General features: G+C 64.9%; 23 protein-coding genes. 2 read left to right on the top strand and 21 right to left on the bottom strand.

The window, feature by feature from the left end:
- Positions 1–84: 84 nt before the first annotated feature.
- From FYJ28_RS00265 to dinB, 20 genes are all read right to left on the bottom strand, one after another.
- Entirely contained in the window at positions 85–744 is a 660-nt protein-coding gene (locus FYJ28_RS00265; RefSeq protein ID WP_055241773.1) for a DivIVA domain-containing protein, read from the bottom strand.
- A 156-nt stretch (positions 745–900) separates the two neighbouring features.
- On the bottom strand, positions 901–1,188 hold the full coding sequence (locus FYJ28_RS00260; RefSeq protein ID WP_055241775.1) for a YggT family protein: 288 nt from the start codon (positions 1,186–1,188) through the stop codon (positions 901–903).
- A 60-nt stretch (positions 1,189–1,248) separates the two neighbouring features.
- Positions 1,249–1,782, bottom strand: a complete 534-nt coding sequence (locus tag FYJ28_RS00255; RefSeq protein WP_154577900.1) for a cell division protein SepF — start codon at positions 1,780–1,782, stop codon at positions 1,249–1,251.
- 81 nt (positions 1,783–1,863) lie between these two features.
- Positions 1,864–2,610, bottom strand: coding sequence for a YggS family pyridoxal phosphate-dependent enzyme (locus FYJ28_RS00250; protein ID WP_154577899.1), 747 nt, complete (start codon positions 2,608–2,610; stop codon positions 1,864–1,866).
- Positions 2,611–2,660: 50 nt separating this feature from the next.
- Positions 2,661–3,350, bottom strand: coding sequence for a polyphenol oxidase family protein (locus FYJ28_RS00245; RefSeq protein WP_154577898.1), 690 nt, complete (start codon positions 3,348–3,350; stop codon positions 2,661–2,663).
- Between the two features lie 31 nt (positions 3,351–3,381).
- Complete coding sequence (gene ftsZ, locus FYJ28_RS00240; protein ID WP_055241783.1) at positions 3,382–4,551, bottom strand: cell division protein FtsZ; 1,170 nt, start codon at positions 4,549–4,551, stop codon at positions 3,382–3,384.
- A gap of 215 nt (positions 4,552–4,766) precedes the next feature.
- The gene (locus FYJ28_RS00235; RefSeq protein WP_195840570.1) at positions 4,767–5,798 is read right to left on the bottom strand and encodes a cell division protein FtsQ/DivIB; all 1,032 of its coding nucleotides are present in this window, start codon (positions 5,796–5,798) and stop codon (positions 4,767–4,769) included.
- Positions 5,788–7,206, bottom strand: a complete 1,419-nt coding sequence (gene murC / locus FYJ28_RS00230; protein WP_154577895.1) for a UDP-N-acetylmuramate--L-alanine ligase — start codon at positions 7,204–7,206, stop codon at positions 5,788–5,790. The genes FYJ28_RS00235 and murC overlap by 11 nt, the downstream gene beginning before the upstream one ends.
- Positions 7,203–8,312: an undecaprenyldiphospho-muramoylpentapeptide beta-N-acetylglucosaminyltransferase gene (murG, locus tag FYJ28_RS00225; RefSeq protein ID WP_055241788.1), complete on the bottom strand. Its 1,110-nt coding sequence runs from the start codon at positions 8,310–8,312 to the stop codon at positions 7,203–7,205. The genes murC and murG overlap by 4 nt, the downstream gene beginning before the upstream one ends.
- Positions 8,309–9,628 (bottom strand): putative lipid II flippase FtsW, encoded by a 1,320-nt coding sequence (gene ftsW, locus FYJ28_RS00220; protein WP_055241791.1) that lies wholly within the window; start codon positions 9,626–9,628, stop codon positions 8,309–8,311. Before ftsW ends, murG begins: the two co-directional genes overlap by 4 nt.
- Entirely contained in the window at positions 9,629–11,170 is a 1,542-nt protein-coding gene (gene murD, locus FYJ28_RS00215; protein ID WP_154577894.1) for a UDP-N-acetylmuramoyl-L-alanine--D-glutamate ligase, read from the bottom strand. It lies immediately after the preceding gene.
- On the bottom strand, positions 11,167–12,273 hold the full coding sequence (gene mraY / locus FYJ28_RS00210) for a phospho-N-acetylmuramoyl-pentapeptide-transferase (protein ID WP_055241794.1): 1,107 nt from the start codon (positions 12,271–12,273) through the stop codon (positions 11,167–11,169). The genes murD and mraY overlap by 4 nt, the downstream gene beginning before the upstream one ends.
- The gene (locus tag FYJ28_RS00205; RefSeq protein ID WP_154577893.1) at positions 12,270–13,754 is read right to left on the bottom strand and encodes a UDP-N-acetylmuramoyl-tripeptide--D-alanyl-D-alanine ligase; all 1,485 of its coding nucleotides are present in this window, start codon (positions 13,752–13,754) and stop codon (positions 12,270–12,272) included. Before FYJ28_RS00205 ends, mraY begins: the two co-directional genes overlap by 4 nt.
- A gap of 6 nt (positions 13,755–13,760) precedes the next feature.
- Positions 13,761–15,344: a UDP-N-acetylmuramoyl-L-alanyl-D-glutamate--2,6-diaminopimelate ligase gene (locus tag FYJ28_RS00200; protein ID WP_154578158.1), complete on the bottom strand. Its 1,584-nt coding sequence runs from the start codon at positions 15,342–15,344 to the stop codon at positions 13,761–13,763.
- Between the two features lie 53 nt (positions 15,345–15,397).
- Positions 15,398–17,191 (bottom strand): peptidoglycan D,D-transpeptidase FtsI family protein, encoded by a 1,794-nt coding sequence (locus FYJ28_RS00195; protein ID WP_055241800.1) that lies wholly within the window; start codon positions 17,189–17,191, stop codon positions 15,398–15,400.
- Between the two features lie 27 nt (positions 17,192–17,218).
- Positions 17,219–17,890 (bottom strand): hypothetical protein, encoded by a 672-nt coding sequence (locus FYJ28_RS00190; RefSeq protein ID WP_055241801.1) that lies wholly within the window; start codon positions 17,888–17,890, stop codon positions 17,219–17,221.
- On the bottom strand, positions 17,890–18,885 hold the full coding sequence (rsmH, locus tag FYJ28_RS00185) for a 16S rRNA (cytosine(1402)-N(4))-methyltransferase RsmH (protein WP_055241803.1): 996 nt from the start codon (positions 18,883–18,885) through the stop codon (positions 17,890–17,892). The genes FYJ28_RS00190 and rsmH overlap by 1 nt, the downstream gene beginning before the upstream one ends.
- A 196-nt stretch (positions 18,886–19,081) precedes the next feature.
- Positions 19,082–19,513 (bottom strand): division/cell wall cluster transcriptional repressor MraZ, encoded by a 432-nt coding sequence (gene mraZ, locus FYJ28_RS00180; RefSeq protein ID WP_154577892.1) that lies wholly within the window; start codon positions 19,511–19,513, stop codon positions 19,082–19,084.
- 281 nt (positions 19,514–19,794) lie between these two features.
- Complete coding sequence (locus FYJ28_RS00175) at positions 19,795–20,175, bottom strand: DUF3040 domain-containing protein (RefSeq protein WP_055241806.1); 381 nt, start codon at positions 20,173–20,175, stop codon at positions 19,795–19,797.
- A gap of 168 nt (positions 20,176–20,343) precedes the next feature.
- On the bottom strand, positions 20,344–21,564 hold the full coding sequence (gene dinB, locus FYJ28_RS00170; protein ID WP_326831397.1) for a DNA polymerase IV: 1,221 nt from the start codon (positions 21,562–21,564) through the stop codon (positions 20,344–20,346).
- A gap of 84 nt (positions 21,565–21,648) precedes the next feature.
- On the opposite strand from dinB, the gene FYJ28_RS00165 reads away from it, so the two are divergent.
- Together FYJ28_RS00165 and FYJ28_RS00160 are read left to right on the top strand one after the other, a co-directional pair.
- Complete coding sequence (locus FYJ28_RS00165) at positions 21,649–22,158, top strand: hypothetical protein (protein ID WP_154577891.1); 510 nt, start codon at positions 21,649–21,651, stop codon at positions 22,156–22,158.
- A 12-nt stretch (positions 22,159–22,170) separates the two neighbouring features.
- Positions 22,171–23,307 (top strand): polyprenyl synthetase family protein, encoded by a 1,137-nt coding sequence (locus FYJ28_RS00160; RefSeq protein ID WP_154577890.1) that lies wholly within the window; start codon positions 22,171–22,173, stop codon positions 23,305–23,307.
- Positions 23,308–23,311: 4 nt separating this feature from the next.
- Here FYJ28_RS00160 and FYJ28_RS00155 read toward each other — a convergent pair whose 3' ends face one another.
- Positions 23,312–23,665, bottom strand: a complete 354-nt coding sequence (locus FYJ28_RS00155; RefSeq protein ID WP_055241811.1) for an Rv2175c family DNA-binding protein — start codon at positions 23,663–23,665, stop codon at positions 23,312–23,314.
- Between the last annotated feature and the right edge of the window lie 110 nt (positions 23,666–23,775).

Here is a 23,775-nt window from a genome sequence, read left to right as displayed (position 1 = left end):
GATCCCGACCACCGGCCCGTGGCTTTGTTACCAGTCTAATCCTGATTAATATCCGTCCATGCGGAAACGACTAGCTGCACACGCTTAGGCGTCTGCGGTCTCCGAGGCTACTGATCCGCGGGAGTCGAGGTCGCGGAGCTGGCCTTCGATGTAGGCCTTCAGGCGTGAACGGTAATCCCGCTCAAAGCCGCGCAGCTGCTCAACCTTGCGCTCCAGGAGAGCCTTCTGCTGCTCGAGGGAGCTGAGGATCTTGCGGCTCTTCTCCTGGGCCTCATTAACGAGTCCGCTGGCTTCGATCTGCGCTTCGGCGATGATCTTGTCCCGCTGCTCGACGCCGGCGCTCACGTAGTCGTCGTGCATCTTCTGGGCCATGGCCAGGATGCCTGCAGCGGACTCAGCGGTGTTGGCCGCCGGAGCGGGCTCGGCAGCGCGCGGAGCCTCAGCCTTCGGCTCTTCGGCCTTGGGAGCCGGTGCCGGTTCGGGCTTCTTCTCTTCCTTGACCGGCTGGGAAACCTGCTCGGTCTTGGAAGCGGCCGAAACCGGTGCGGGAACCTGGTTACCAGCGGGAGCACCGGCCACGGCTTCGGCAAGCTGCCGGCGCAGGTCCTCGTTCTCGGCGTTCAGCCGGCGGAGTTCCACGACGATTTCGTCGAGGAAGTCATCCACTTCGTCCTGGTCGTAGCCTTCGCGGAACTTAGTCGGCTGGAACCGCTTGTTGACTACATCTTCTGGCGTCAAGGCCATCTGGTCACCTCATACTGGTTATCAGGCCGGCCTGCCATGCGGCAGTGAGCCTAGTTACAGAATCTCGAACATTAAATCAGGGATCAATTCAATACTATTTTTCACATTATATCTTTTGCGAACCGATATCGAACCGGCCGCACCTGCGGCGATCCCCTAGGCGGCGGCCAGCGTAATCTGCATTGCGATGCTGACCACAATGAACAGGACCAGGAAGGCCAGGTCCAGCGAGATTCCGCCCAGGCGCAGCGGAGGAATGATCTTCCTCAGCGCACGGATGGGCGGATCGGTCGCCCCGTATACCGAGGTCGCCAACACCAGTGCGGGGCCCTTCGGCCGCCACTGGCGTGCAAACATCTGTACGGCGTCAAACACAATGCGCAGGATCAGGGCAAGCTGAAAGAGCATCAGCACCAGGTACAGCAGGGCAAAAATAATACTCACGCGTCTTTTCGTTTCCGCCGTAGAACCACGGCTGCCCGTTCCGCCCGCAGGGAGCGGCGGTTAGCTCTGGTTGAAGAATGTGGACTGGGACTCGCTGACCTTCTTGTCATCTCCCAGCACCTCGACGTATGCCGGCGAGAGCAGGAAGACCTTGTTGGTCACCCGTTCGATGGTACCGCGCAACCCGAAGACAAGTCCCGCCGAGAAGTCCACCAGACGCTTGGCGTCGGCTTCTCCCATGTCGGTGACGTTCATGATGACCGGGATCCCGTCGCGGAAACTCTCGCCGATGATCTTGGCGTCATTGTAGGAACGGGGATGGACGGTGGTGATTTGCCGCAAGCCTGCCACGTCTTCCTTTGCCGATGAGGGGGCGCGCTTGATGGGAGTTACGGGAGCGCGGTATTCCTCTACCGCGGTCTTGCGCTCGGGAGCAGACGTCACGGCCGGCTCGCGGTCGTTTCGCTCATTGTCCTGTGTGCGCTCTTCATCCCTGGCGGGTGCCTCACGTACAGGCTTCTGCTCGTCCTCGTAGAGCTCATCGCCATCGGCGAGCCCAAGGTAGATCATCGTCCTGCGCATTGCGCCAGCCATGGTTGCTCCTTCAGTCCTTCAGCGTCCCGCGTTTTCCAGTGGTACCCAGTGGTTTTGCAGTGTTGCCCTGCCCTGTTGACGCTACCCCACAGCAGGGCGGGGACCGAGAACATCCGAGCCAATGCGCAGGTGTGTCGCGCCGTGTTCCACAGCAGCTTCCAGGTCCTGGCTCATGCCGGCGGAGATGCCTGCGGCATCCGGGTACCGGTCCGTGAGCACAGCCGACAAGTCCCGGAGCCGCTCGAAGGCCGCAGCAGGATCCTCGCCCAGCGGCGCCACTGCCATAAGACCGGCAAGACGGAGGTCCGGCTGGGCAGCTACGGCGTCAGCAAGTTCCAGCATCTCCTCGGGCCGGGCACCGCCGCGCCCTGGCTCCAGGTCCTGGCCCTGGCGCAGATCGAGCTGCAGGTAACAGTCGAGGGGCCCGCGTGCGGGCTTGCCCTCCCCGCCGCGGCGCCGGTTCTCTGCAGCCATTGCCTTGGCCAGCGCGCCAACCAGCCCGGCACGGTCAACGGAGTGGACCGCCGCTGCGTACCTGACCACGGACTTGGCCTTGTTTGTCTGCAGCTGCCCAATGAAGTGCCAGCGCAGGCCGCTGTCAACCAGTTCAGCCGCCTTTGCCTCTGCCTCCTGGGCTTTGTTCTCCCCCACATCGTGCACCCCCAGCGCAGCGAGGATGGCGGCGTCGGACGCCGGGAAATACTTCGTGACAACGATGAGGTTCGGTTCGCTTCGGCCGCTTGAGGCTGCTGCGGCTGCAATACGGCGGCGGACGGCGTCCAGGCGCTGCCGAAGGTCATTTACCCGTTCAGGCGTGGTGGTGCTCATGGGATCCTCGTGCTGCTGCTTTCTTTTCGTCTCCCCGCCGCGTGCGGGGACTACAGGCCGGGCCAGACCAGGCCGGCGAAGCGTCCGGTGGGAGCATCGCGGCGGTGGGAAAAAAGCGCCGGCTCTTCCATGGTGCACCCCGGCACCTGTACCGCTGATACGCCGAGGGACTTCAGCTGATGGAGTGCGGCGGCTGGCAGGTCCAGCGCTGGAGTGCCCCAGCGGGTGCGTGATTCCGCGCCCGGGAGGTGCTGCGCATCCGCCAGCATCTCTTCGGGCACTTCATAGCACCGACCGCAGACACCCGGCCCAACCCAGCCCATGAGGTCCCGTGCACCGGCGCTGCGCAGGGCGGCAACCGTGTTCAGCAGGATTCCATCAAGCAGGCCGCGCCGTCCGGCATGGGCTGCGGCCGTTACCACACCCCCGGGGCGGGTACCCGCGAACAGTACCGGCAGGCAGTCTGCCACCATCACCGCAAGCGGAACGCATCCGTCCGGACTGAGAAGCGCGTCTGCAACGGGAACATCCTGCCCGCCGGCCACTGCAACGTCCGCGGAATGGATCTGTTCCATGAAACGCAGGCTTCCGGAGGCAATCCCCATCTGTTCTTCCAGGGCATTCCGGTTGCTCCGGACCGCCGCGGGATCGTCCCCAACGTGCAGCGCGAGGTTGCCCGCCGATGTGTCAGTAAAGGCTACGCGGAGCCCGCCGGGGCCCTGCCCTTCCCACCAAAACATACGATCAGGCAACCTCGCGCCGGTGTTTGGACTACTTGAGGAAATCCGGGACGTCCAGGTCATCCTGGCGGCCGGCACTCAGGTCGGGTTCAACCACGGCCGGGAGGTCGATGTCGAATCCTGCGTCTGCGGGCACATCCGAAGACTGGGGACGCTGGGCCCAGGCGGAGGTGCCTGCACCGGCTGCAGCAGCTGCGGCGGCCGGAGGGGTCAGCGGCTCGGCAGGCTTGGCCGAGGCCGGCTGCGAGGTCACGTCAACCTGGTCGAACCCGGCTGCGATGACGGTGACGCGTGCTTCGTCGCCCAGGGCGTCGTCAATGACGGCACCGAAGATGATGTTGGCTTCGGGGTGCGCCACTTCCTGGACCAGGCGGGCAGCTTCGTTGATCTCGAACAGGCCGAGGTCGGATCCGCCCTGGATGGAGAGCAGCACGCCGTGGGCGCCGTCGATCGAGGCTTCCAGCAGCGGGGAGGCAATGGCCAGCTCCGCAGCCTTGACGGCACGGTCTTCACCGCGGGCGGAGCCGATGCCCATCAGGGCCGAGCCGGCACCCTGCATAACCGACTTCACATCGGCGAAGTCGAGGTTGATCAGGCCCGGGGTGGTGATTAGGTCGGTAATGCCCTGGACGCCGGAGAGGAGCACCTGGTCAGCGGAACGGAACGCGTCCAGCATGGAGACGTTGCGGTCACTGATGGAGAGCAGGCGGTCGTTCGGGATGACGATCAGGGTGTCGACTTCGTCGCGCAGGGTATCGATGCCCGATTCCGCCTGGTTGGAACGGCGGCGGCCTTCGAAGGTGAACGGACGGGTTACGACGCCGATGGTCAGGGCCCCGAGCGAGCGGGCGATGCGTGCCACGACGGGCGCGCCGCCGGTGCCGGTTCCGCCGCCTTCGCCGGCGGTCACGAAGACCATGTCCGCTCCGCGCAGCACCTCTTCGATTTCTTCGGCGTGATCCTCAGCCGCCTTGCGGCCGACTTCCGGATCAGCCCCTGCGCCGAGGCCGCGGGTCAGTTCACGTCCGACGTCGAGCTTCACGTCGGCGTCGGACATCAGCAGCGCCTGGGCGTCTGTGTTGATGGCGATGAACTCGACTCCGCGGAGTCCGACGTCGATCATTCGGTTTACGGCATTCACGCCGCCGCCGCCGATGCCGACGACCTTGATGACGGCCAAGTAATTCTGCGGTGCTGCCACGTCCTGTGTCCCTTGTTCGAATCTGTGCAACTGATCAATGTGGCCGGGTCTGCCCCAGCCGAAACCTTCAACCGAACAACCTTAACCCTCCACTTGAGGGTTATAGTTATGTCAAGTAATGCTCTACTCCCGACGCTATGGGTAGGGCCATGCTTCTGCAATTACCCTTCCGCGCGTGTCGGGGAGAAGTTTGCTGCGGTTTTCCGCCGCGGCGCTCATCGGGTCACCGGCCGGTTCGGAGTGCTCACATCAAACACCGAGACCGGCGGGTCCGCAGCGGGCATCAGGAGCAGAGCTTCCAACGCCCGTGCTTTGGCCACGTTCGCTTCCGCGCTCCCCCAGAATACCGTCTGGCCGCTGGTGAGCTTGAGTTCCACCGAGTCCACCGTTTCTGCGGAAGCATGGTCAAGAAGCGCCAGGACATTGGCGGGCAGGGCAGCCAGGACCGCCGTGATAGTGGGGAAAACGTCGCTGTTGACCGCTTCAGTGCCCCCGTCGATCAGGGGAAGCGGAGCGTCGCCGCGGCTGGCCACTGCCTTGAGCTGCCGGCCGTCCTCGTCGATCAGGAGGAACTCCCGCCCGTTCTGGAGCACGGCAACCGGCACGCGTTCGGTAATTGTGACCACGAGGTCCGAGGGCGGAACGGCAGTAACCCGCACGGATTCAACTTCCGGGCGGTCGGCCAGCAGCTCACCGGCATCAGCATCGGAGATGCGTGTCAGCGGGGTTCCCAGCAGAGGGGCCAGCGCCGTCTCGGCCTCTTCCGCAGCCAGCAGCGAGTTGCCCTCCACCTGCAGGTTCTTCAATGCCAGGGCAGGCGAAAAGAGCAGAACGAACAGCAGTGCCGCGGCCAGCACGGCTGCAGCACCGGCTGACGCCAGGAAGTAGCGCCTGCGACGGCGTACCGGGGGTTCCGGAAACGCCAGGATGCTGGCCTCCGGGGATGCCTGCTTCCCCCCACCCTGTCCGGCTGGTTCCTTTGCGCCTGGTTCCTTTGCGCCTGGTTCACCCGCACCTGTGTACGAGTCCGCTGAGTCCCGCGTTGCTGAAATGACTGCATCCTGGTAGCCAGGGGCAGCAGGGCGCAGTTCATGGATCTGGGCACCATGCCCGGGAAGCAGTTCCACCTTCGCCGAGTTTGCCGCGGTGCGGGCAGGCTGGGCCTGCCCTCCCGGCTTTTTGGCTCCGGGGGCCTGGCGGTCCGCTCCTGCCCCCGCAGGAGGCTGGCGGGGCTTCCTACCCGGCATCAGAGCCGCTTCCATGCGGAGCGGCAGCAGACAGGGCCGCTACGAGCTGCGGACCGTACTGGGTAACGTCTCCCGCTCCGACCGTCAGGATGATGTCCCCTTCCGCTGCACGCGCAGCGATGTCCTGCACGGCAGCTGCCGGATCGGCCGCGACAGTGCCCGGGGTCTTCAGCTGCTGCGTGATCAGGTCGCTGGTTACACCCGGGATTGGATCTTCGCGGGCGGGATAGATCGGCAGGACGGTGACCGAGTCAGCGAGGTCCAGGGCGGAAGCGAACTCGGCGGCGAAATTGCGTGTGCGGCTGAACAGGTGCGGCTGGAAGAGAACGTGTACTGAGCGCTCCCCTGCTACTGCACGCGCCGCCTGCAGTGCCGCAGCAACTTCAGTCGGGTGGTGCGCGTAGTCATCGAAGACCCGCACGCCCCGCGCCGCTCCCTTGGGTTCGAACCGGCGTGCTGCCCCGGAGAAGGCGGCCAGCCCGCGCAGGGCTGCCTCTGGGCCGGTCCCCGCTTCAAGCGCGACCGCAAATGCTGCAGCGGCGTTCAGCACGTTGTGCCGGCCCGGCACCTGCAGCAGCAGGGTCTGTTCCTGGTCTCGGTAGTCCCATCGGAAATGGACGGTGCTGGTGCTGGTGCGGCCGTCCGCCCGTGTCCCGCTGATGCGGATATCGGCGTCCTCGGCGTACCCGTAGGTCCGGACGCGGGGCGGTTTGCTGCGGTGCAGCAGGTCCCGGACTCCGGGATCGTCGGCGCAGGCTACCAGCAGTCCGTCCTCAGGCAGCAGCTCAACGAAACGGTCGAAGGAGGCAAAGACGGCTTCGGCGGTGCCGTAGTGGTCCAGGTGGTCCGCTTCCACGTTGGTGACCACGGCGATCCGGGGCGTGTAGTTGAGGAAGGACCCGTCCGATTCATCGGCTTCCGCGATGAACATGGGCCCGGCCCCTGCAGCGGCGTTGACACCCAGCGCTGCCACGTCGCCGCCGATTGCGAAGGAGGGATCGTACCCGGCTTCACGCAGCGCCACGGTGATCATCGCCGTTGTGGTGGTCTTGCCGTGCGTGCCGGCGACTGCCACCACTTCCTTGCCGCCCATGGCGGCTGCCAGGGCCACCGAACGGTGGATTACCCGCAGCCCGGAGGATTCGGCAGCGGCAAGCTCGGGGTTATCCGGCCGGATGGCGGTGGACACAACCACCGTGTCCACTTCGGCCACGTTGGCGGCGTCGTGTCCCACGGAGACCCGGGCACCGAGTGCTTCCAGGGCCCGCAGCCCTGCCGAGTCCCTGGCATCGGAGCCGGAAACGCGAACGCCCCTGCCGATCATCACGCGCGCAACAGCTGACATTCCGGCGCCGCCGAGTCCAATGAAGTGCACCCGGCCCAGATCAGCGAGGTTCAGCCGGCTCATGCGTTCTTCCGTTCTGCTGCCTGGACGATCAGGTCAGCCATTTGGGCATCGGCATCCCGGATGCCCCGGGCGGCGGAGGCCTCCGCCATGGTCTTCAGTGCCTGGGGATCGAGCAGCAGCGGTATGAGATGTCCGGAGATCCATTCGGGGGTGAACAGGGAGTCCCGTACCAGGAGCGCTCCCCCGGCCGCGACGAGTCCGGCAGCGTTCAGCGCCTGCTCGCCGTTGCCGTGGGGCAGCGGAACGAGGACGGCAGGAAGGCCGACAGCGGAAATTTCACTGACGGTTCCGGCACCGGACCGGGCCAGCAGCAGGTCTGCGGCCGCATAGGCCTGTTCCATCCCGTCCACATACTCCACCTGGCGGTAGAGCGGCGCGGTGAGGGACTTGCCTTCGGCATCGGCGGCGGCCTTGCCGCGGCCGGTGACGTGCAGCGTCTGGATACCGGCTTCGGCCAGCGCGGGAAGGGCGGCGGTAACGGCTGCGTTGATGCTCGCGGCGCCGGAGGAACCGCCGGTGACCACCAGGGTGGGCAGGTCCAGTTCCAGCCCAAGGGCTGTGCGGGCCTCCTGCCTGGCAGCTTCGCGGTCCAGTCCGGAGATTTCCCGCCGCATGGGCATGCCTACCCAGCGGGCGCCCGGGAGCTTGGTTTCCTCGAAGGCAACGCCCACCACTGCGGCGCTCTTGGCCCCAACCCGGTTGGCCAGCCCGGGACGGGCATTCGCCTCATGCACCACAACGGGAATCCGGCGCTTGCGGGCGGCCAGGTAAACGGGAGTTGAAACATAGCCCCCCACGCCCACGACGACGTCGGCTTCAGCTTTCTCCAGGATCTCCCCTGCCTGCCGCACGGCACGGGCCAGGCGGGCAGGGAGGCGTGCAAGGTCCCCGCTTGGACGCCGGGGCATTGGCACGCGGTCAATCACGGCAAGCTCGTAACCCGCGGCGGGAACCAGCCGGGTCTCCATGCCGGCTGAAGTTCCAACCACTTTGATGCGGGTGCCGGGCCGCAGCCGCCTTACGGCGTCGGCTATTGCCAGCAGCGGGCTGATATGCCCGGCTGTGCCGCCGCCGGCGAGTACAACGGAAAGTGGGGACTGCGTCATGGAGCTGTGGGTTCCCTTTCAGGGATAGTGCGTGCAAAGGACAGTAGGACTCCTACGGCTGCCAGCGTAAACGTCAGCGAAGAGCCGCCGTAGGAAATGAAGGGCAGCGGCACGCCGATCACGGGCAGCAGCCCTGTGACCATGGCGATGTTCACTGCTGCCTGGCCGGTAATCCAGACCAGGATGCAGCCGCACACGATGCGGATGAAAGGCTGCGTGTGGCGCATGGTCACCCGGACCGTGGCCACTGCAAGGATACCGAAGAGGACCAGCACCACCAGGGTTCCCAGCAGCCCGAATTCCTCGCCGATGATCGCAAAGATGAAGTCGTTGTGGGCTTCCGGGATCCAGTTCCACTTCTGCCGGCTCTGCCCGATTCCCACGCCAAACCAGCCGCCCGAGGCCAGCGCATACATACCGGCGTTGGCCTGGTCGCAGAGCCCGGCGGAACAGTCCAGCTTCAGCCACGCGCTGATCCGGCTGGTCCGGTTGCTGCTGATCATTGAAAAGAGCACGGCCGCGGCACCTGCTCCAAGGGCAAGCATGCCAAGGAGCTTCAGCCGCACGCCCGCGAAGAAAAGGGCAGCGAGCATGATCAGGCCCATGATGATCACGGTGCCAAGGTCATGCCCCAGGAGCACGAGGACGATCAGGAGGCCGCCTCCGGGCAGCACCGGGATCAGTGCGTGCTTCCAGTCGGCAAGCAGGGGGCCCTTGCGGGAAAGCACGGAGGCGAACCAGATGGCCATGGCCAGCTTCGCCGCCTCGGAGGGCTGGCCCGTTACCGGACCGAACGCCAGCCAGTTCTTGTTGCCGTTGACTTCCACGCCGATGAACAGCACCAGCACCAGCAGCACGACGGCGGCGGCCAGCGCCAGCCAGGCTATGAACCGGTAGAAGCGCGGCCCGAACCGGGAAAGCAGGAGCATCGCTCCGACACCAATCGCAGCAAACATCAGCTGCTTGACGAACAGGTCGAAGGTAGTTGCAGCGCCGGCGTCCGATCCCGCGGCGGCCGCGATGGCCTCAACAGACGACGCTGAAAGGACCATCATGAGCCCGATCGCCGTGAGGGCCAGCGTGGCTCCAAGGATCATGTAGTAGCTGGAGCCTGTTGCCTTGGCTCCGCTGCCTTCAAGGAGCACCATAAACGAAACCAGGCGTTCCCGAAGCCGGAGTCCACCCTTTTTGGGGTCCTGCGTTCCCTTGGCCTCAGGTGCCAGGGTGGCCGTGCCGGCGGCGGATGGAGGGGGCGTCCCTGCCGGGCGCCTTCGCGCCGTCGGCTTTCGTCCCTTGCCCGTGGGCGTGGTCACCATCTACGGCTCCTTGGTGGTCTGCGCCTGTCCTTCCACGTAACCGCGGACAGCTTCGATGAAGGCCTCACCACGGTGGGCATAGGAGCGGAACTGGTCCATGGACGCCGAGGCAGGCGCCATCAGGACCGTATCCCCGCCCTTCGCCACAGCGGCTGCAGCAGCCACGGCCTGGACCATGACGGCTTCACCCGTCGGTGTTCCTTCCCCTCCAGTGTCCGCCTGCGGGGCTTCAATTACCGGCACATCGGGAGCGTGTCGGCTCAAAGCGGTCCGGAGCTCTGAGGAATCCGAACCGATCAGCACGACGGCGCGCAGCCGCTGCCGATGGGCTTCGATCAGCTCGTCGTAGCTCACGCCCTTGGACAGCCCGCCGGCTATCCAGACGACGTGCCCAAAGGCAGCCAGGGATGCATTCGCAGCGTGCGGGTTGGTGGCTTTCGAATCGTTGACCCAAAGGATGTCATTCAGCTTCGCCACCGGCTCAATGCGGTGCCCGCCGGGAGCGTAGTTGCGCAGCCCGTCACGGACGGCGACTGGCTCAACGCCCAGGGCGCGGACCAGGGCCGCAGCGGCAAGGGCATCAGCGGCCAGGTGCCGGGGCGCGGTATCCCCCAGATCATCCAGGGACGCCAGCTCGGCGGCGGAGTTGCGGCGCTCTTCGATAAAGGCGCGGTCCACCAGCAGGCCCTCGACAATCCCGACCATGCTGACCGCCGGCATGCCGGTGGTGAAGCCAACGGCCCGGCAGCCTTCAATGACGTCTGCTTCCTCGACCATGTGCTCGGTTGCAGTCTGCTCTGCGTTGTAGATGCAGGCAACCTGGGTGTTCTCGTAAACCCTGGCTTTGTCAGCCTGGTAGGCCTCGAAGCTGCCGTGCCAGTCCACGTGGTCCTCGGCGATGTTCAGGCAGACGCTGGCCAGCGGCGACATTGAGTATGTCCAGTGCAGCTGGAAGCTGGAGAGTTCGACGGCGATCGCGTCCCAGCCCTGCGGGTCCCGGATAGCGTCCAGAATCGGTGTGCCGACATTCCCAGCCGCGATGGCCCGCAGCCCGGCGGCCCGAAGCATGGATTCGGTCATGCCCACGGTGGTGGTCTTGCCGTTGGTTCCGGTGATGGCCAGCCAGGGCGCGGTGGGACGGCCCTCGCGGATACGCACCCGCCAGGCCAGCTCAACATCGCCCCAGATGGGAATTCCGGCATCGGCTGCTGCGGCCAGGAGTGGATGGGACGGCCGGAAGCCCGGGGACGTCACCACCAGTTCGGCGGGGGCACCGTCAACCTGGGGCAGGGCGGCCACGGCTGCTTCGCCCAGCAGGACGTCCGCCGCACCTACGATCCGCAGGGTGTCCGCCTTGCCGCGGTTTTCCTCGGAGTCCACGCCGTCCGCGATGACCACCCGTGCTCCGAGCTCGATCAGAGTGTCGGCAGCAGAGAACCCGGAGAGCCCGATTCCGGCGACGACGACCCGCAGGCCGCGCCAGTCGGAGTCCCAGGTGGTCAGGGAGTCGAGACGGGGGTTGCCCGTGGAGGGGATGCTCATTGTCCAGCCACCCAATCAGCGTAGAAGAGTCCCAGGGCCACGGCGACGCAGAGTCCTGCGATGATCCAGAAACGGACCACCACTGTGACTTCGGCCCAGCCCTTGAGTTCGAAGTGGTGCTGCAGCGGAGCCATCTTGAACACGCGCTTGCCCCCGCTGAGCTTGAAGTAGCCCACCTGGATGATCACCGAGGCAGAGATGATGACGAAGAGGCCGGCCAGGATAACCAGCAGGAGCTCGGTCCGGGAAAGGATGGCGAAGGCTGCGATTGCGCCGCCGATGGCCAGCGACCCGGTGTCGCCCATAAAGATCTTTGCCGGGGAGGTATTCCACCAGAGGAAGCCCACGAGTGCGCCGGCCATGGCTCCGGCGAGCAGCGCCAGGTCCATCGGGTCGCGCACCTCGTAGCAGACGCCGCCGTCGTTGGCAGGGCCAAGGCAGGACTGGTTGAACTGCCAGATGCCAATCAGGAAGTAGGCACCGAACACCAGCACCGAGGCACCCGCCGCCAGGCCGTCAAGTCCGTCCGCCAGGTTCACCCCGTTGGTGGCTGCGGTGATGATGACGCTGGACCACAGGATGAACAGGATCGCGCCGATGATGGTTCCGGCGAACGCAAGGTCAATCGCGGTGTCACGCACGAAGGACACGTTCGTTGAGGCAGGCGTCAGACCGGCATTGTTCGGGAACTGCAGCGCCAGGACCGCGAACACGATGCCCACGATCGCCTGCAGGATGATCTTCGCCCTGGCGTTCAGTCCCAGGGATCGCTGGCGGGAAATCTTGGTGTAGTCGTCGATGAAGCCGACAAAACCCATGCCCACCATCAGGAACAGCACCAGCAGGCCGGAGACCGAGGGACCAAAGCTGGTGGGATTGATCGCGTAGGAAATCAGGTGGGTGGCGAAGTAGGAGACCACCACGGCAGCCACAATGACCGCGCCGCCCATGGTGGGCGTTCCGCGCTTGGTGTGGTGCGACGTCGGACCGTCATCGCGGACGAATTGTCCGTACCCCTTTTTGACGAGGAAACGGATGAACAGCGGCGTGCAGGCGAAGGCCAGTACGAGTGCCAGGGAGCACCCAATCAGGAGCGAGATCACAGGGCCTCACCCCGGGCCGTGTTCTCCTGGGCGCCGCCGGCTGCGGGAAGGGTTTTCAAGGCAATCCGATCACCAAGGAACCGCAGTCCGGCTCCGTTGGAAGATTTGAACAGGACAATGTCCCCGGGCTCCAGCGAGGATTCAAGGACGGCCTCGGCTTCCTCGGGGGACGATACGAAGGTGGACTCGTCTCCCCAGGAGCCTTCCATCACGGCGCCGGTGTGCATTGCGCGCGCACCCGTGCCCACCACGATGAGCTTTGAAATGTTCAGCCGCACTACGTAGCGGCCAATGGCGTCATGCTCGGTGACTGACTGGTCGCCCAGCTCGAGCATTTCCCCAAGAACTGCCCAGGTCCGCCGCCCGGAGCCCAGCTCCGCAAGCGTCCGCAGCGCAGCGCGCACGGATTCGGGGTTGGCGTTGTACGCGTCGTTGATGACAGTGACGCCGTCGGCGCGGTCTGTGCGTTCCATCCGCCAGCGGCTGGCCGCTTTCTGGCCGGAGAGTCCCGCAGCGATGTCTGCCGGGGCAATACCTGCGGCCAGCGCCGCGCCGGCTGCTGCCAGGAGGTTGGCGGTGTGGTGCGCCCCGATCAGTCCGGATTCGACCCGGTGCTGTTCGCCGTTCGGGAATTCAAGAGTGAATACCGGCCGGCCCTGCTCGTCGGTCCCTGCGTCGAGGGCACGCAGTGTGGCGTGGTTTCCCGGGAGATCGTCGGTGGAGGAGGTGAAGAGCAGCACGTTGGCCGTGGTGCGCTTGTCCATGGCAGCAACGCGGATGTCATCGCCGTTGAGCACCACGGTGCCCTCCGGGGCAACGGCTTCGGCCAGTTCCCCCTTGGCGCGGGCAATGTTCTCCACTCCGCCGAATTCGCCGGCATGGGCGCTGCCCACACAAAGCACAACCCCAATGTCGGGGCGGACCATATCCGTCAGGTAGGTGATGTGCCCGATGCCGGTTGCACCCATCTCCACCACGAGGTAGCGGGTGCCGTGCCCGGCACTGAAGATCGTCAGGGGAACCCCAACCTCGCCGTTGTAGGAGCCTACGGGCGCCACGGTCGGGCCGTGGGAGCGCAGGAGCCCGGCAAGCAGGTCCTTGGTAGTGGTCTTGCCGGCCGAGCCGGTGATGCCGATGACGGTCAGCGGGCCTTCAGCGCGCAGGCGCCGGACAATCTCAGCTGCCAGCTGCCCCATCGCGGCCACGGCATCGGGAACGACGATTCCGGGAAAGACCTCTCCGGCGTCGTTCGTCACCGGCCGTTCCGTGAGAGCCAGTTCGGCGCCCGCCTCGAAAGCGCGCGCGACGAAGAGATGCCCGTCGGAGAACTCTCCGGGCTTCGCAATGAACAGCGCTGCCGGACCCGCTTCGCGGGAGTCTGTAGTGGCTGATGTCACTGAGATGGAAGGGTCTGCTGCTGCTGCCCCCACCAGCTCGCCACCCGTAATTGCCGCTATTTCGGCTGCATTTAGTTCAATCATGACGAATTAGGACTCTACCCCGTCGTAAGTAGGCACTGTGAATCCGGCTTTGGCCAGGGCAGCCCGGAGTTCGACCCTGTCATCGAGGGCCAGGTTGACCCCCTTGACCTCCTGCCACACCTCGTGGCCGCGTCCGGCCACCAGGATGGTGTCCTGCGGGCCGGCAAGTTCGACGGCGCGGGCAATAGCCTCCGCCCGGGGCGCCACTTCCAGGATTTCGGTTCCGGACTCTTCGCCTGCGCTGAAGGCTCCGCGGAGCACATCGGCGCGGATGGCCGCCTCGTCTTCGTCGTGGGGATCATCATCGGTGACAATCACCACGTCGGCCAGGCGGGCGGCTATCGAGCCCATCAGCGGGCGCTTGGTCTGGTCCCGCTCCCCCGTCGCGCCAAAGACCACAATGACGCGTCCTTCGGGGCGTCGGACGGATTCAAGCGTCCGTTCAAGTGCGTCGGGATTGTGGGCAAAATCGACGATCGCCGCAGGAGCTTCGCAGAGAAGCTGCATGCGTCCGGGCACCTCAACGGTGAACGGATCATGCTCCTCCAGGGCACGCTGGACTTCTGCCGGGTCGGCGCCGGACTCCATGACCATGGCCAGCGCCAGTGCTGCGTTGGAGACGTTGAAGCTGCCGGGCAGTCCGGTGCGGGCCCTGAGGGGTGTTCCCTGCCGGGGGCGGAGTTCGAAGGAATGGCCGAGACCCTCCCGTGTGACGGAGCGGACCTGCCAGTCCGCGTCGCCGGCTTCACCGGTGGTCTGCAGGGTGACGCCGCGGTCTCCGGCCACCGCTGCCATTCGGCGGCCCCACTCGTCGTCCACCGTGAGCACCGCGCGGCGGCTGCGTTCGGACCGGAACAGGTTGGCCTTTGCCGCGAAGTACTCTTCCATGGATCCGTGCAGGTCCAGATGGTCCTGGGTCAGGTTCGTGAAACCGGCGATGTCGAAGACAACGCCGTCAACGCGCCGGTAGGAGATCGCGTGCGACGAAACCTCCATGGCGGCGGCGTCGAGGGCGCGTTCGCGCATAAGCGCCAGCAGCCCGTGCACCTGGGGCGACTCAGGGGTGGTCAGGACGCTGGGAATCGCTTCGCCGCCGGCCAGGATTTCGATGGTTCCGATCAGCCCAGTGGTGCGTCCGAGCGCCTGGAGCAGCGAAGTGATGAAGTAGGTGGTTGTGGTCTTCCCGTTTGTTCCGGTTACCCCGAAGAGCGCCGGTGCGCTGCCGTCCTGCGGCTGGCTGTTGAATACGGCAGCGGACAACGGTCCGACCAGCCGCCGGATGTCATCGGCCAGGAAAACCGGAAGCCCGGTCCGGGGCAGCTGGGAAACCCCGGCAGCGTCTGTCAGGATCGCCGCTGCTCCCGCCGCTGCAGCGTCCGCGGCAAAGCCCGCTCCGTGGTGCCGGGCGCCGGGCAGCGCCAGATACAGGTCTCCGGGCATGATCTCCCGGGAATTGATGCTTATCCCGGTCAGTTCCGTTTTCCAGGCATCGGTGCCGGTTCCCGGCGCGGCCGTGATGGCCGGTGAGCCCGGGGGAAGCGCTGCCGCGGCGTCGGCCAGGCTGACGGGACGCACCCGCTCCGGGCGCATGCCGTCCAGGGCGCGCTGATGGTTGCTATGTGGCACTGCACTGCTCCAGCTTTTTAGTACTCAATGGGGTAGGTAACCGGCTTCCCCTCGGAAGGGGCTACGTTGTTGGTGGTCAGGACTTGTTCCATGACTTTCTGGAAGGTCTTTCCCGGTTCTATGTAATAGAGGTCTCCCTTGGGCCGCTGCAGGGTAACCACAGTGACGTACTTGGGATCGTCCATGGGCGCAATACCAGCATAGGAGACGGTGTATCCGTCGTACCCGCCGCTGGGGCTGGGTGCCTCTGCCGTGCCGGTCTTCGATCCAACCCGGTATTTCTCGAGCGCCCCGGAGGCACCGGAACCTTCAACGGTGGTGGTCTCAAGCATGTGCTGGACTTCCACCGCCGTCTTCTCGGATACCACCCGGGTGCCCTTTTTACGCTCCGTTGGGTGCTCCACACCTTCCGCATCGATACGTGCGTCCACGAGCCGGGGAGAGAGCCGCACGCCGTCGTTCGCGATGGTCTGGTAGACCATGGCCGTGTGCAGGGCGGTCTGTGTGAGGCCCTGGCCAAACAGCACGGTGTACTGCTGCCGCGTGTCCCACGTTTCCGGGGCGGCCAGCAGGCCGGAGGTCTCGCCGTTGAGGCCGGTGCCAAGCTCCGTGCCAATGCCGAACTTCCGCAGCCAGTCATAGCGCTGCTGAGGGGTCAGCTGCTGGCCGACCATAACGGTCCCGGTGTTCATGGACTTCGCCAGGACGCCCGCCGCGGTCATGCGGACCGTCCCGTGGTCGAAAGCGTCCTTGAAGGTCTGGCCGTCAATCGTATAGGTGTTGTCGATCTGGAACTGCGAGGTTGGGGAAATAATCCCCTCCTCTATTGCTGCAGCCATGGTGATGACCTTGGTGGTGGAACCGGGCTCGAAGGAATCCGTGACAGAGCGGGCTTTGCGCGACTCGGCTTCCGTTGCCCCGGGGTTGTTCGGGTCAACGGTGGTGGACTCCGCCATTGCCAGCACGTTGCCGGTCTCCACCTCGACAACTACCACGTTGCCCCAGTCGGCGTTGTAGTCCCGCACCTGCGAGGCAATTGTCTGCTGCGCGAACCACTGCAGGTCCTGGTCGATGGTGAGCCGGATTGAATCCCCGTCCTGGACGGGGACGTCTTCGTTTGTGGCGTAAGGGATCCGAATGCCGTCCCCGCCAATTTCGTAGGTCTTGCTGCCCGGCTCGCCTGCCAGGATCGAATCCTGGGTGAGTTCGAGTCCTTCCTGCGCACCTTCCGTGCCCAGGAAACCGACGATTGATCCCGCCACGGGACCTGAGGGGTACGTGCGCAGCGTGGTCCGGTCCGCGTAGACGCCGGGGAACTTGACGGCAAGGACCTTGTCCCTGATCTCGGGGGTGACGGTCTTCGCCACGAAGTTGAATCCCTTGTCCCCAAGGATGGACCTGCGCAGGGTAGCCGCGTCCTGCCCGAGAATGCCCGCGAGCTCCTCAAATGCATCATCGAAGGTCACGGTTTCCTTGTCGCCTTCGGAATTGCGGCGCTCGTATTCCTCTTCGTCGTAAGCGGCAGAGAGCCTCTGGTCCACCACGATGTCAAAGCGCTCCACGCTGCGGGCCAGGTAGTTGCCCTCGGAATCGAGGATGCCGCCGCGAAGGGCAGGCACGTTCACGGTGACCAGGCGGTTGGCCACGGCGGCGTCAGCCATGCCTTCAGGGTCCACCCCCTGTACCTGGAACAGGCGCACCCCGAGCACGGTGAGCAGGACCAGCACGATGATCAGCCCCGTGCGGAGCCTTCCGGTGACGAGAGAGACTCTGTGGTTCTCCTGTGCCGGAGCCTGTCCTGCTTTTGCCACAACGTGTCCTCGTCGGTGCTGGTTGGTTTACTGGCCGCTTCTCTGGCTGGGGGCCGGAATCGTGCCGCCGTTCAGATCTGGTTCCACAGCCGCGGGAGCTGCCGGCGCAGGTACCGGATCGGCTCCGGCCGCCGCATCGTCCTGCTGTTCTGCTGCCCTGGCATTCTCCGCAGGTTCCGGGGCTGCCGGCTGAACGGGGGCGACGGGCTGGGTAAGGACCTGGGGCAGTTCCACCAGGGTTCCCGGGCCCGTTCCTTCCTTGGCCGGTTCGGGGGTCCCCGTAACAGCAAGTGTCTGCAGGTCGATCGTACCGAAGGTCGGAGAGACTACCATTCCCAGCTCGGCGGCTGCTCCAGCCAGGACCTGGGGGGCCTGGTGGTGCTCGACCTGCTGGGTCAGTGCCTCGTTTTTCTGGATGAGCTCGGTGCGCTGGTTCTGCAGCTGCACCAGCTCATACTGGCCGCTGGAAACGGAAATATTCAGTCCCAGGACTGCGGCGAGGCCGGCAGCCAGCACGGCGAAGCAGAGGGCAGCTACTGGGACGCGGCGCCGGCGTGCGGCGGCCGGCACCAGTGCCAGCGGCGTACGCCGCCGAGGTGCGGGCGCCTGCGGGGACTGCAGCGGAAGGGCACGGGCCAGGTTGCCCTCGATCGCCCGGGCAGGTGCCTGCGGCCGACGCCGTCCCGATCCTTCAGCCATTACCGTGCCCCGTCCATGGTTGCGCGAATACGTTCGACCGCCCGCAGCTTGGCCGAAGCCGCACGCGGGTTTTCTGCAATTTCCTGTTCCGTGGGCACTTCGGTGCCCTTTGTCAGCCGCTTGAGCTGTGCTTTGTGTTCCTCCAGCTCCACCGGGAAGCCCTTGGGCGCCGAGGACCGGGATCCAGCCGCGAAGATGTCCTTGACGATCCGGTCTTCCAGGCTGTGGTAGGACATCACAACGATCCGTCCGCCGACGCCCAGCACGGACAGGGCAGACGGAATCGCGCGTTCAAGGACATCAAGTTCTTCGTTGACCTCGATCCGCAGGGCCTGGAAGGTGCGCTTCGCCGGGTGGCCGCCGGTGCGTGCAGCGGCTGCGGGAACGACGGCCCGGATGGCATCGACCAGTTCACCGGTGGTGGTGAAGGGCTTCTTCGCCCGGGTGGAAACGATCGAGGATGCAATGCGTCCCGCGAACTTTTCCTCTCCCCAGCGCCGGATGATCGAGACCAGTTCAGCTTCGTCGTAGCTGTTGACGATTTCGGCAGCGGTCCGTCCGCGGCTTGTGTCCATGCGCATGTCCAGCGGGGCATCGTAGGAATACGCGAAACCCCGGTCACGCTCGTCGAGCTGCATGGAGGACACACCGAGGTCGAAGAGGGCTCCGTCAATTGAATTGAACCCAAGGTCCTGGACTACGTCGGCGATTTCGTCGTAGACGGCGTGGACAAGATCGGTGCGGTCCTGGAATGCTGCCAGCCGCTCCCCCGCCAGTGCCAGCGCCTGGGTGTCACGGTCGATTCCGATGACGTGCAGTTTCGGGAAGCGTTCGAGCATGGCTTCGGTATGGCCACCCATGCCAAGTGTGGCATCCACCACGACCGGTGTGCGGCCGGCTGCCTCTGCTGCTTCGATCCCAGGGGCCAGCAGATTGATGCAGCGGTCCCGCAGTACGGGTACGTGCCGCTCTTCGGTGGGACGGTCTTCGCTCATTGGTCTCTCCTTCCGCTGCGTGTCCGGTTCAGCGGTTTCTTGGACCAGATCCCCATCCGCGCCTCGCGGGTACGCCTGGCTCCGGGGAAGGTGAGCCAGGTGAGTTCCGCGGGGCGGCTGGAGATCTCGTTCAAGATCCCGCCGTTTCCGGTTTCGAATTTCCCTGCATACTGCTGTGTTTAGTGCTGTGCAACGGCTAGAAGATGCCGGGCATCGTGTCTTCGTCGGTTTCCGAAAACGCGTTTTCCTGTTCTTCCAGGTATTCCTGCCATGCCGTGGCATCCCAGATCTCCGCCCGGGTGCCCGCGCCGATTACGGCGAGTTCACGTCCGAGCCCGGCATACGAGCGCAGAGCCTGCGGGATGGTTACCCGGCCCTGCTTGTCTGGGACTTCGTCAGAGGCCCCGGACAGAAAAACGCGAATGTAGTCACGGGCCTGGCGTGAAGACAGTGGTGCCTGCCTCATCTGCTCGTGGACCTTTTCGAATTCCTTCTGGCTGAAGACGTAGATGCAGCGTTCCTGGCCCCGGGTCAGAACCAGCCCGTCAGCCAGTTCATCGCGGAATTTGGCGGGAAGAATGAGCCTGCCCTTTTCATCAAGGCGCGGTGAGTGAGTTCCGAGGAACATCAGCCACCACCTGTCAGATCCGGGAGATCCACCCCTCCTCCACTGTCCTACCCTCTTACGCCCCCCACTTTACTCCACTTCCCTCCACAGTCAACGCAATTTGATAACGTTTTTCGGCGCGTCGCACCCCTGGTTCCCAGTAACTGCAAGGAAGGAGAAGGCAGCGCGCGTGGTGGAGGGAAATCCGGCTCCGGCGGGCCCTTAAACGAAGAAGACCCGCCGAAGCGGGTCTTCCTGGTTCCCGGCAGCCGTACCGGGGAGGAAAGTGGGGGGCTGTGGCGCTACGGCTGGTCCCGCTTGCGCTCGTCCCACTTGTTCTCGAGATTGGTCATGAATCCGCGGGGTGCGGCTTCGCGCTCTTTTCTGCCCGCGGGGACACGTGTCTCCGCCTGTTTGCCTTTGGTGGTGGCGTAGTACATGCCGGCACCCATAACTATGAAGCCCAGGATTCCCACGACTATGTTGGCCGGACTGTCCAGCGTGATGCCCAGGATCAGAATGGCTATTCCCGCCACTGCCACGAGTGCGCCCAGCACGATCCGCCGGGTAGACATGCCACGACCAGCTGACGATGCCATGGAGTTGGCGAATTTGGGGTCCTCAGCGTGTAATTGCTGCTCCAGCTGATCAAGCAAGCGCTGCTCGTGCTCTGAGAGTGCCATTACTGTCTCCTTGCGGTCCAAATGTGCCCTGTAAACCAAGCAACGAACCTGACGCGGTGGTTGTTCCCACGAGGCCTCGACGCTGATCTGCACTTACCCACAAGGATAGTTTGCAATCGGGTCCGGGGAAAGCCACCGATAAGCCTGCTTAACCCGGCTTGCCAAACCTCAGCCCGTCCCCTCGGGTTTCCTGCTCTTTTCGCGTCCGATTAAGCGGGCGGGCATGATTCCGGCCTGGCCGAACCGCTGGTTGATTTTGTCCAGCGCGTCTTCCGCGGAGCGCCAGTTGTCATCCCGTCCGTCGAGCGTGAGCTGCTGCGCAGCGCCCGCCGGCTCAAGGTTCTCCGCACGAAGTCCAATGAGCCGGACGCTCATGGGCCGGACGCCCAGGCTGCCCAGAAGCCCCCGGACAGCTTCGTACAGCAGCTGCGCACTGTCGACCGGCTCAGAGAGGGTCCGTGAACGCGTGAGCGTGGAGAAATCCGCGTAACGCAGCTTGAGTGACACGGACCGGCACTGGAGTCCCGCTGCACGCATCCGGGCTGCGGTCCGGTGCGCGAGCCTCAGCAGTTCAGTCTCAAGCACCTCGTCCTCGTCCACGTCCCGGGCGAACGTTTCCTCCGCGCCGATGCTCTTTTCCACCCGGACCGGGGTCACCGGGCGGGAATCCCTCCCCCAGGACAGATCGTAGACGTGCCTGCCGGTGGCGCCGAGAAGCCGCTGCAGAACAGTCGGAGGGGTATGGGCAACATCCGAGACGGTATTGATGCCGACCCTTGCCAGGGTTTCGCGAGTCTTGGCGCCCACTCCCCAAAGTGCGGACACATCCAGGGCATGGAGGAACGCGATGGTCTCTTCCTTCGGAACCACCAGCAGACCATCGGGTTTCGAGCGGGTGGAGGCAATCTTGGCAACGAACTTGGAGGATGCGATTCCAACGCTCGCAGTGATTCCAAGCTCCCGGGACACACGGCTGCGGATGAGCTCACCGATTTGGCGCGGGGCCCCCAGTCGGCGCATGGACCCGGCGACGTCGAGGAAGGCCTCGTCCACGCTGAGCGGTTCCACCAGCGGTGTTATGGACTCGAAGATCCCCATGAGCCGCGCGGAGACCTGATGGTAGACCTCCTGGTGCGGTTCCAGGATCTGGGCCTGCGGACACATCCTGCGTGCTGTTGCCATCGGCATAACCGATCTGACCCCGAACCGCCGCGCTTCGTAGGAGGCGGAGAGAACCACAGACCGGCCGCCGAGTCCGCCGACGATCACCGGGGTACCCCTCAGGTCGGGACGGCGAAGCAGCTCCACCGAGACATAGAAGGCGTCCATGTCCACATGCATGATGGTGCAGTCGCGGTTTTCACCCGCTGCCTCCGTTACTGTTCCCACGTCCTCATACTATGCAGCCCGCGGACATTGGAACGCTCCCCTAGACTGGATTCAGGCCCTGACCCTTCGTCGATGCGGATTCCCATGAAGAAAACCCTCGCCCTTGCCTGCAGCGCAGCCATCCTTGCCGCCGTCGCCGGATGCAGTTCAACAGAGTCAGCTCCCTCCACCTCGCCCTCGGATTCCTCGTCCCAGGTATCGGCCTCCGCATCTCCCACCGCCACCGCAAAGGCGTCCGCGAGCCCTTCACCTTCCTCCGCCATAGCCGCCGGATTCCCTGAAGACCTGGTTCCGGTTTACACGGACTCTGTCCCCACAGCTTCCAGCTTCGAAGATGACGGCCAGCTGCTGACTGCATCCCTGACCGCGTCCTCCTCCGCGACGGCAGAAGAAATCCTGGCGTTCTACACCGCGCATTTCGAGAAGCTCGGATTCACCGCCCTTGAGGGCGACGCCGTGGACTCAACACCGGCCAAAGACTTTGCCCGCACCACGGACTCAGAGACCGAGACCGCGAACGTTTCCGTGATCACACGGGAGGGCAGCTCGATCTACACAGTCGGGGCCAACGTACTTCCCGGCACCGCAGAATAGGACAGACATTCAATGAGCCAGGCACCCGCGGAGTCGGACGCAAACCGGGAGAAAAAGGGCGCGGAAGAAACTGCCGCCCTCGAACAGACTGCCTACCGGCAGGCCCTTTCCTCCGACCTTGAGCAGTTCCTGGGCCGGCAGCGTGAAGTCCTGGAGGACGTTTCGGCGGAGTCCCTCCCTCTCCTGGGCGCAGTACATACCCTGGCGCAGGGCGGAAAGCGGCTGCGGGCGCTGCTGAACTACTGGGGCTGGCGGGGAGCCGGCGGCGAGGCACTGGGCGCACCGGCTGTCCGGGCCGGAGTCGCCCTGGAACTGTTCCAGAGCGCTGCCCTGATCCATGACGACATCATCGACCGTTCCGATACCCGCCGGGGAGCGCCGAGTGTGCACCGGCACTTCAGCAACCGCCATGCTGAAGCCGACTGGTTCCTGGACGGCACGCATTTCGGTTCCTCTGCCGCCATCCTTGCCGGAGACCTGTGCCTGTCCCTCAGCGAGGAAGCCTTTGCTTCCGTGGGCGAGAGGGCGGCGTACAACACGCGGGCCCGTTCGGTTTTCAACCGGATGCGCACGGAAGTGATGGCAGGCCAGTACCTCGACATCCTGGAAGAGGTTGTCGGCCCCGGCCATGAACCCGAGCATGCCGTGATACGCGCCAGGAACATCCTGCGCTACAAATCCGCCAAGTACAGCATTGAGCATCCACTGGTCATTGGCGGGGCCCTGGCCGGTGCCGGCGATGAGCTTCTCACGGCCTACTCCGCCTTCGCGCTGCCGCTCGGGGAAGCCTTCCAGCTCCGGGATGACGTCCTGGGGGTCTTCGGTGATCCCGAGGTCACGGGGAAACCGGCCGGGGACGACCTGCGTGAAGGTAAACGGACCGTGCTCATTGCCTACGCCCTGAGCGCCGGGTCCGGCGCAGTCCGGAAGGAAATCACGGACAAGCTCGGTCAGCCGGACCTGGACGATGCCGCCGTGCAGTCGCTGCGGGCAGCGATCGAAGACAGCGGAGCGCTGGCCACCACCGAAGCCCTGATAGCAGAGCACACCGAGCAGGCCTTCAACACCCTGGCCGCGCTTGCGGTGGATGAGCAGACCCGCTCGGCGCTTGGGTCACTCGCGCATGCAGCAGTGACCCGTACCGCCTAGCCTGTTACCAGGCCAGGGCCTGGGCCCTGCGGCGGATTTCCGTCTTGCGGCCTTCCTTGAGGGCATCCACCGGGCGCCCGGGAAGAGTCTCGTCGGCTGTGAACAGCCAGCGGAGCATCTCTTCATCAGAGAAGCCTGCATCCGTCAGCACAGAGATAGTTCCCTTAAGGCTGTCAAGGATGGCGCCGTCATTGATGAATTCGGCGGGCACGCTTCGGATTTTGCGGTCCCCCAGGCGTACTGCCAGGAGGGCGCGTTCTTCCAGCAGGCTGTGTACCTTGCTGATTGTTACGTCTAGTTGTTCAGCCACATCGGGCAGGGTTAGCCAGTCGGAAACCAGTTCCTCGAGTTCATTCACGTTCCCAAGATTGCCACGGCGGCATCATTACGGGCCAGTCGGGACCCTTATCCACTGCTTCCGCGCACCCATATGTCCACGTCCGGGTATTGCGGATCACCTTTTCTCGT

The sequence above is a fragment of the Arthrobacter sp. BL-252-APC-1A genome, from assembly GCF_009696625.1.
In the GTDB taxonomy this organism is placed as follows: Bacteria; Actinomycetota; Actinomycetes; order Actinomycetales; family Micrococcaceae; genus Arthrobacter_B.
Note: the sequence above shows the minus strand (reverse complement) of the source record. Positions and strands in the feature narration are given on the sequence as shown.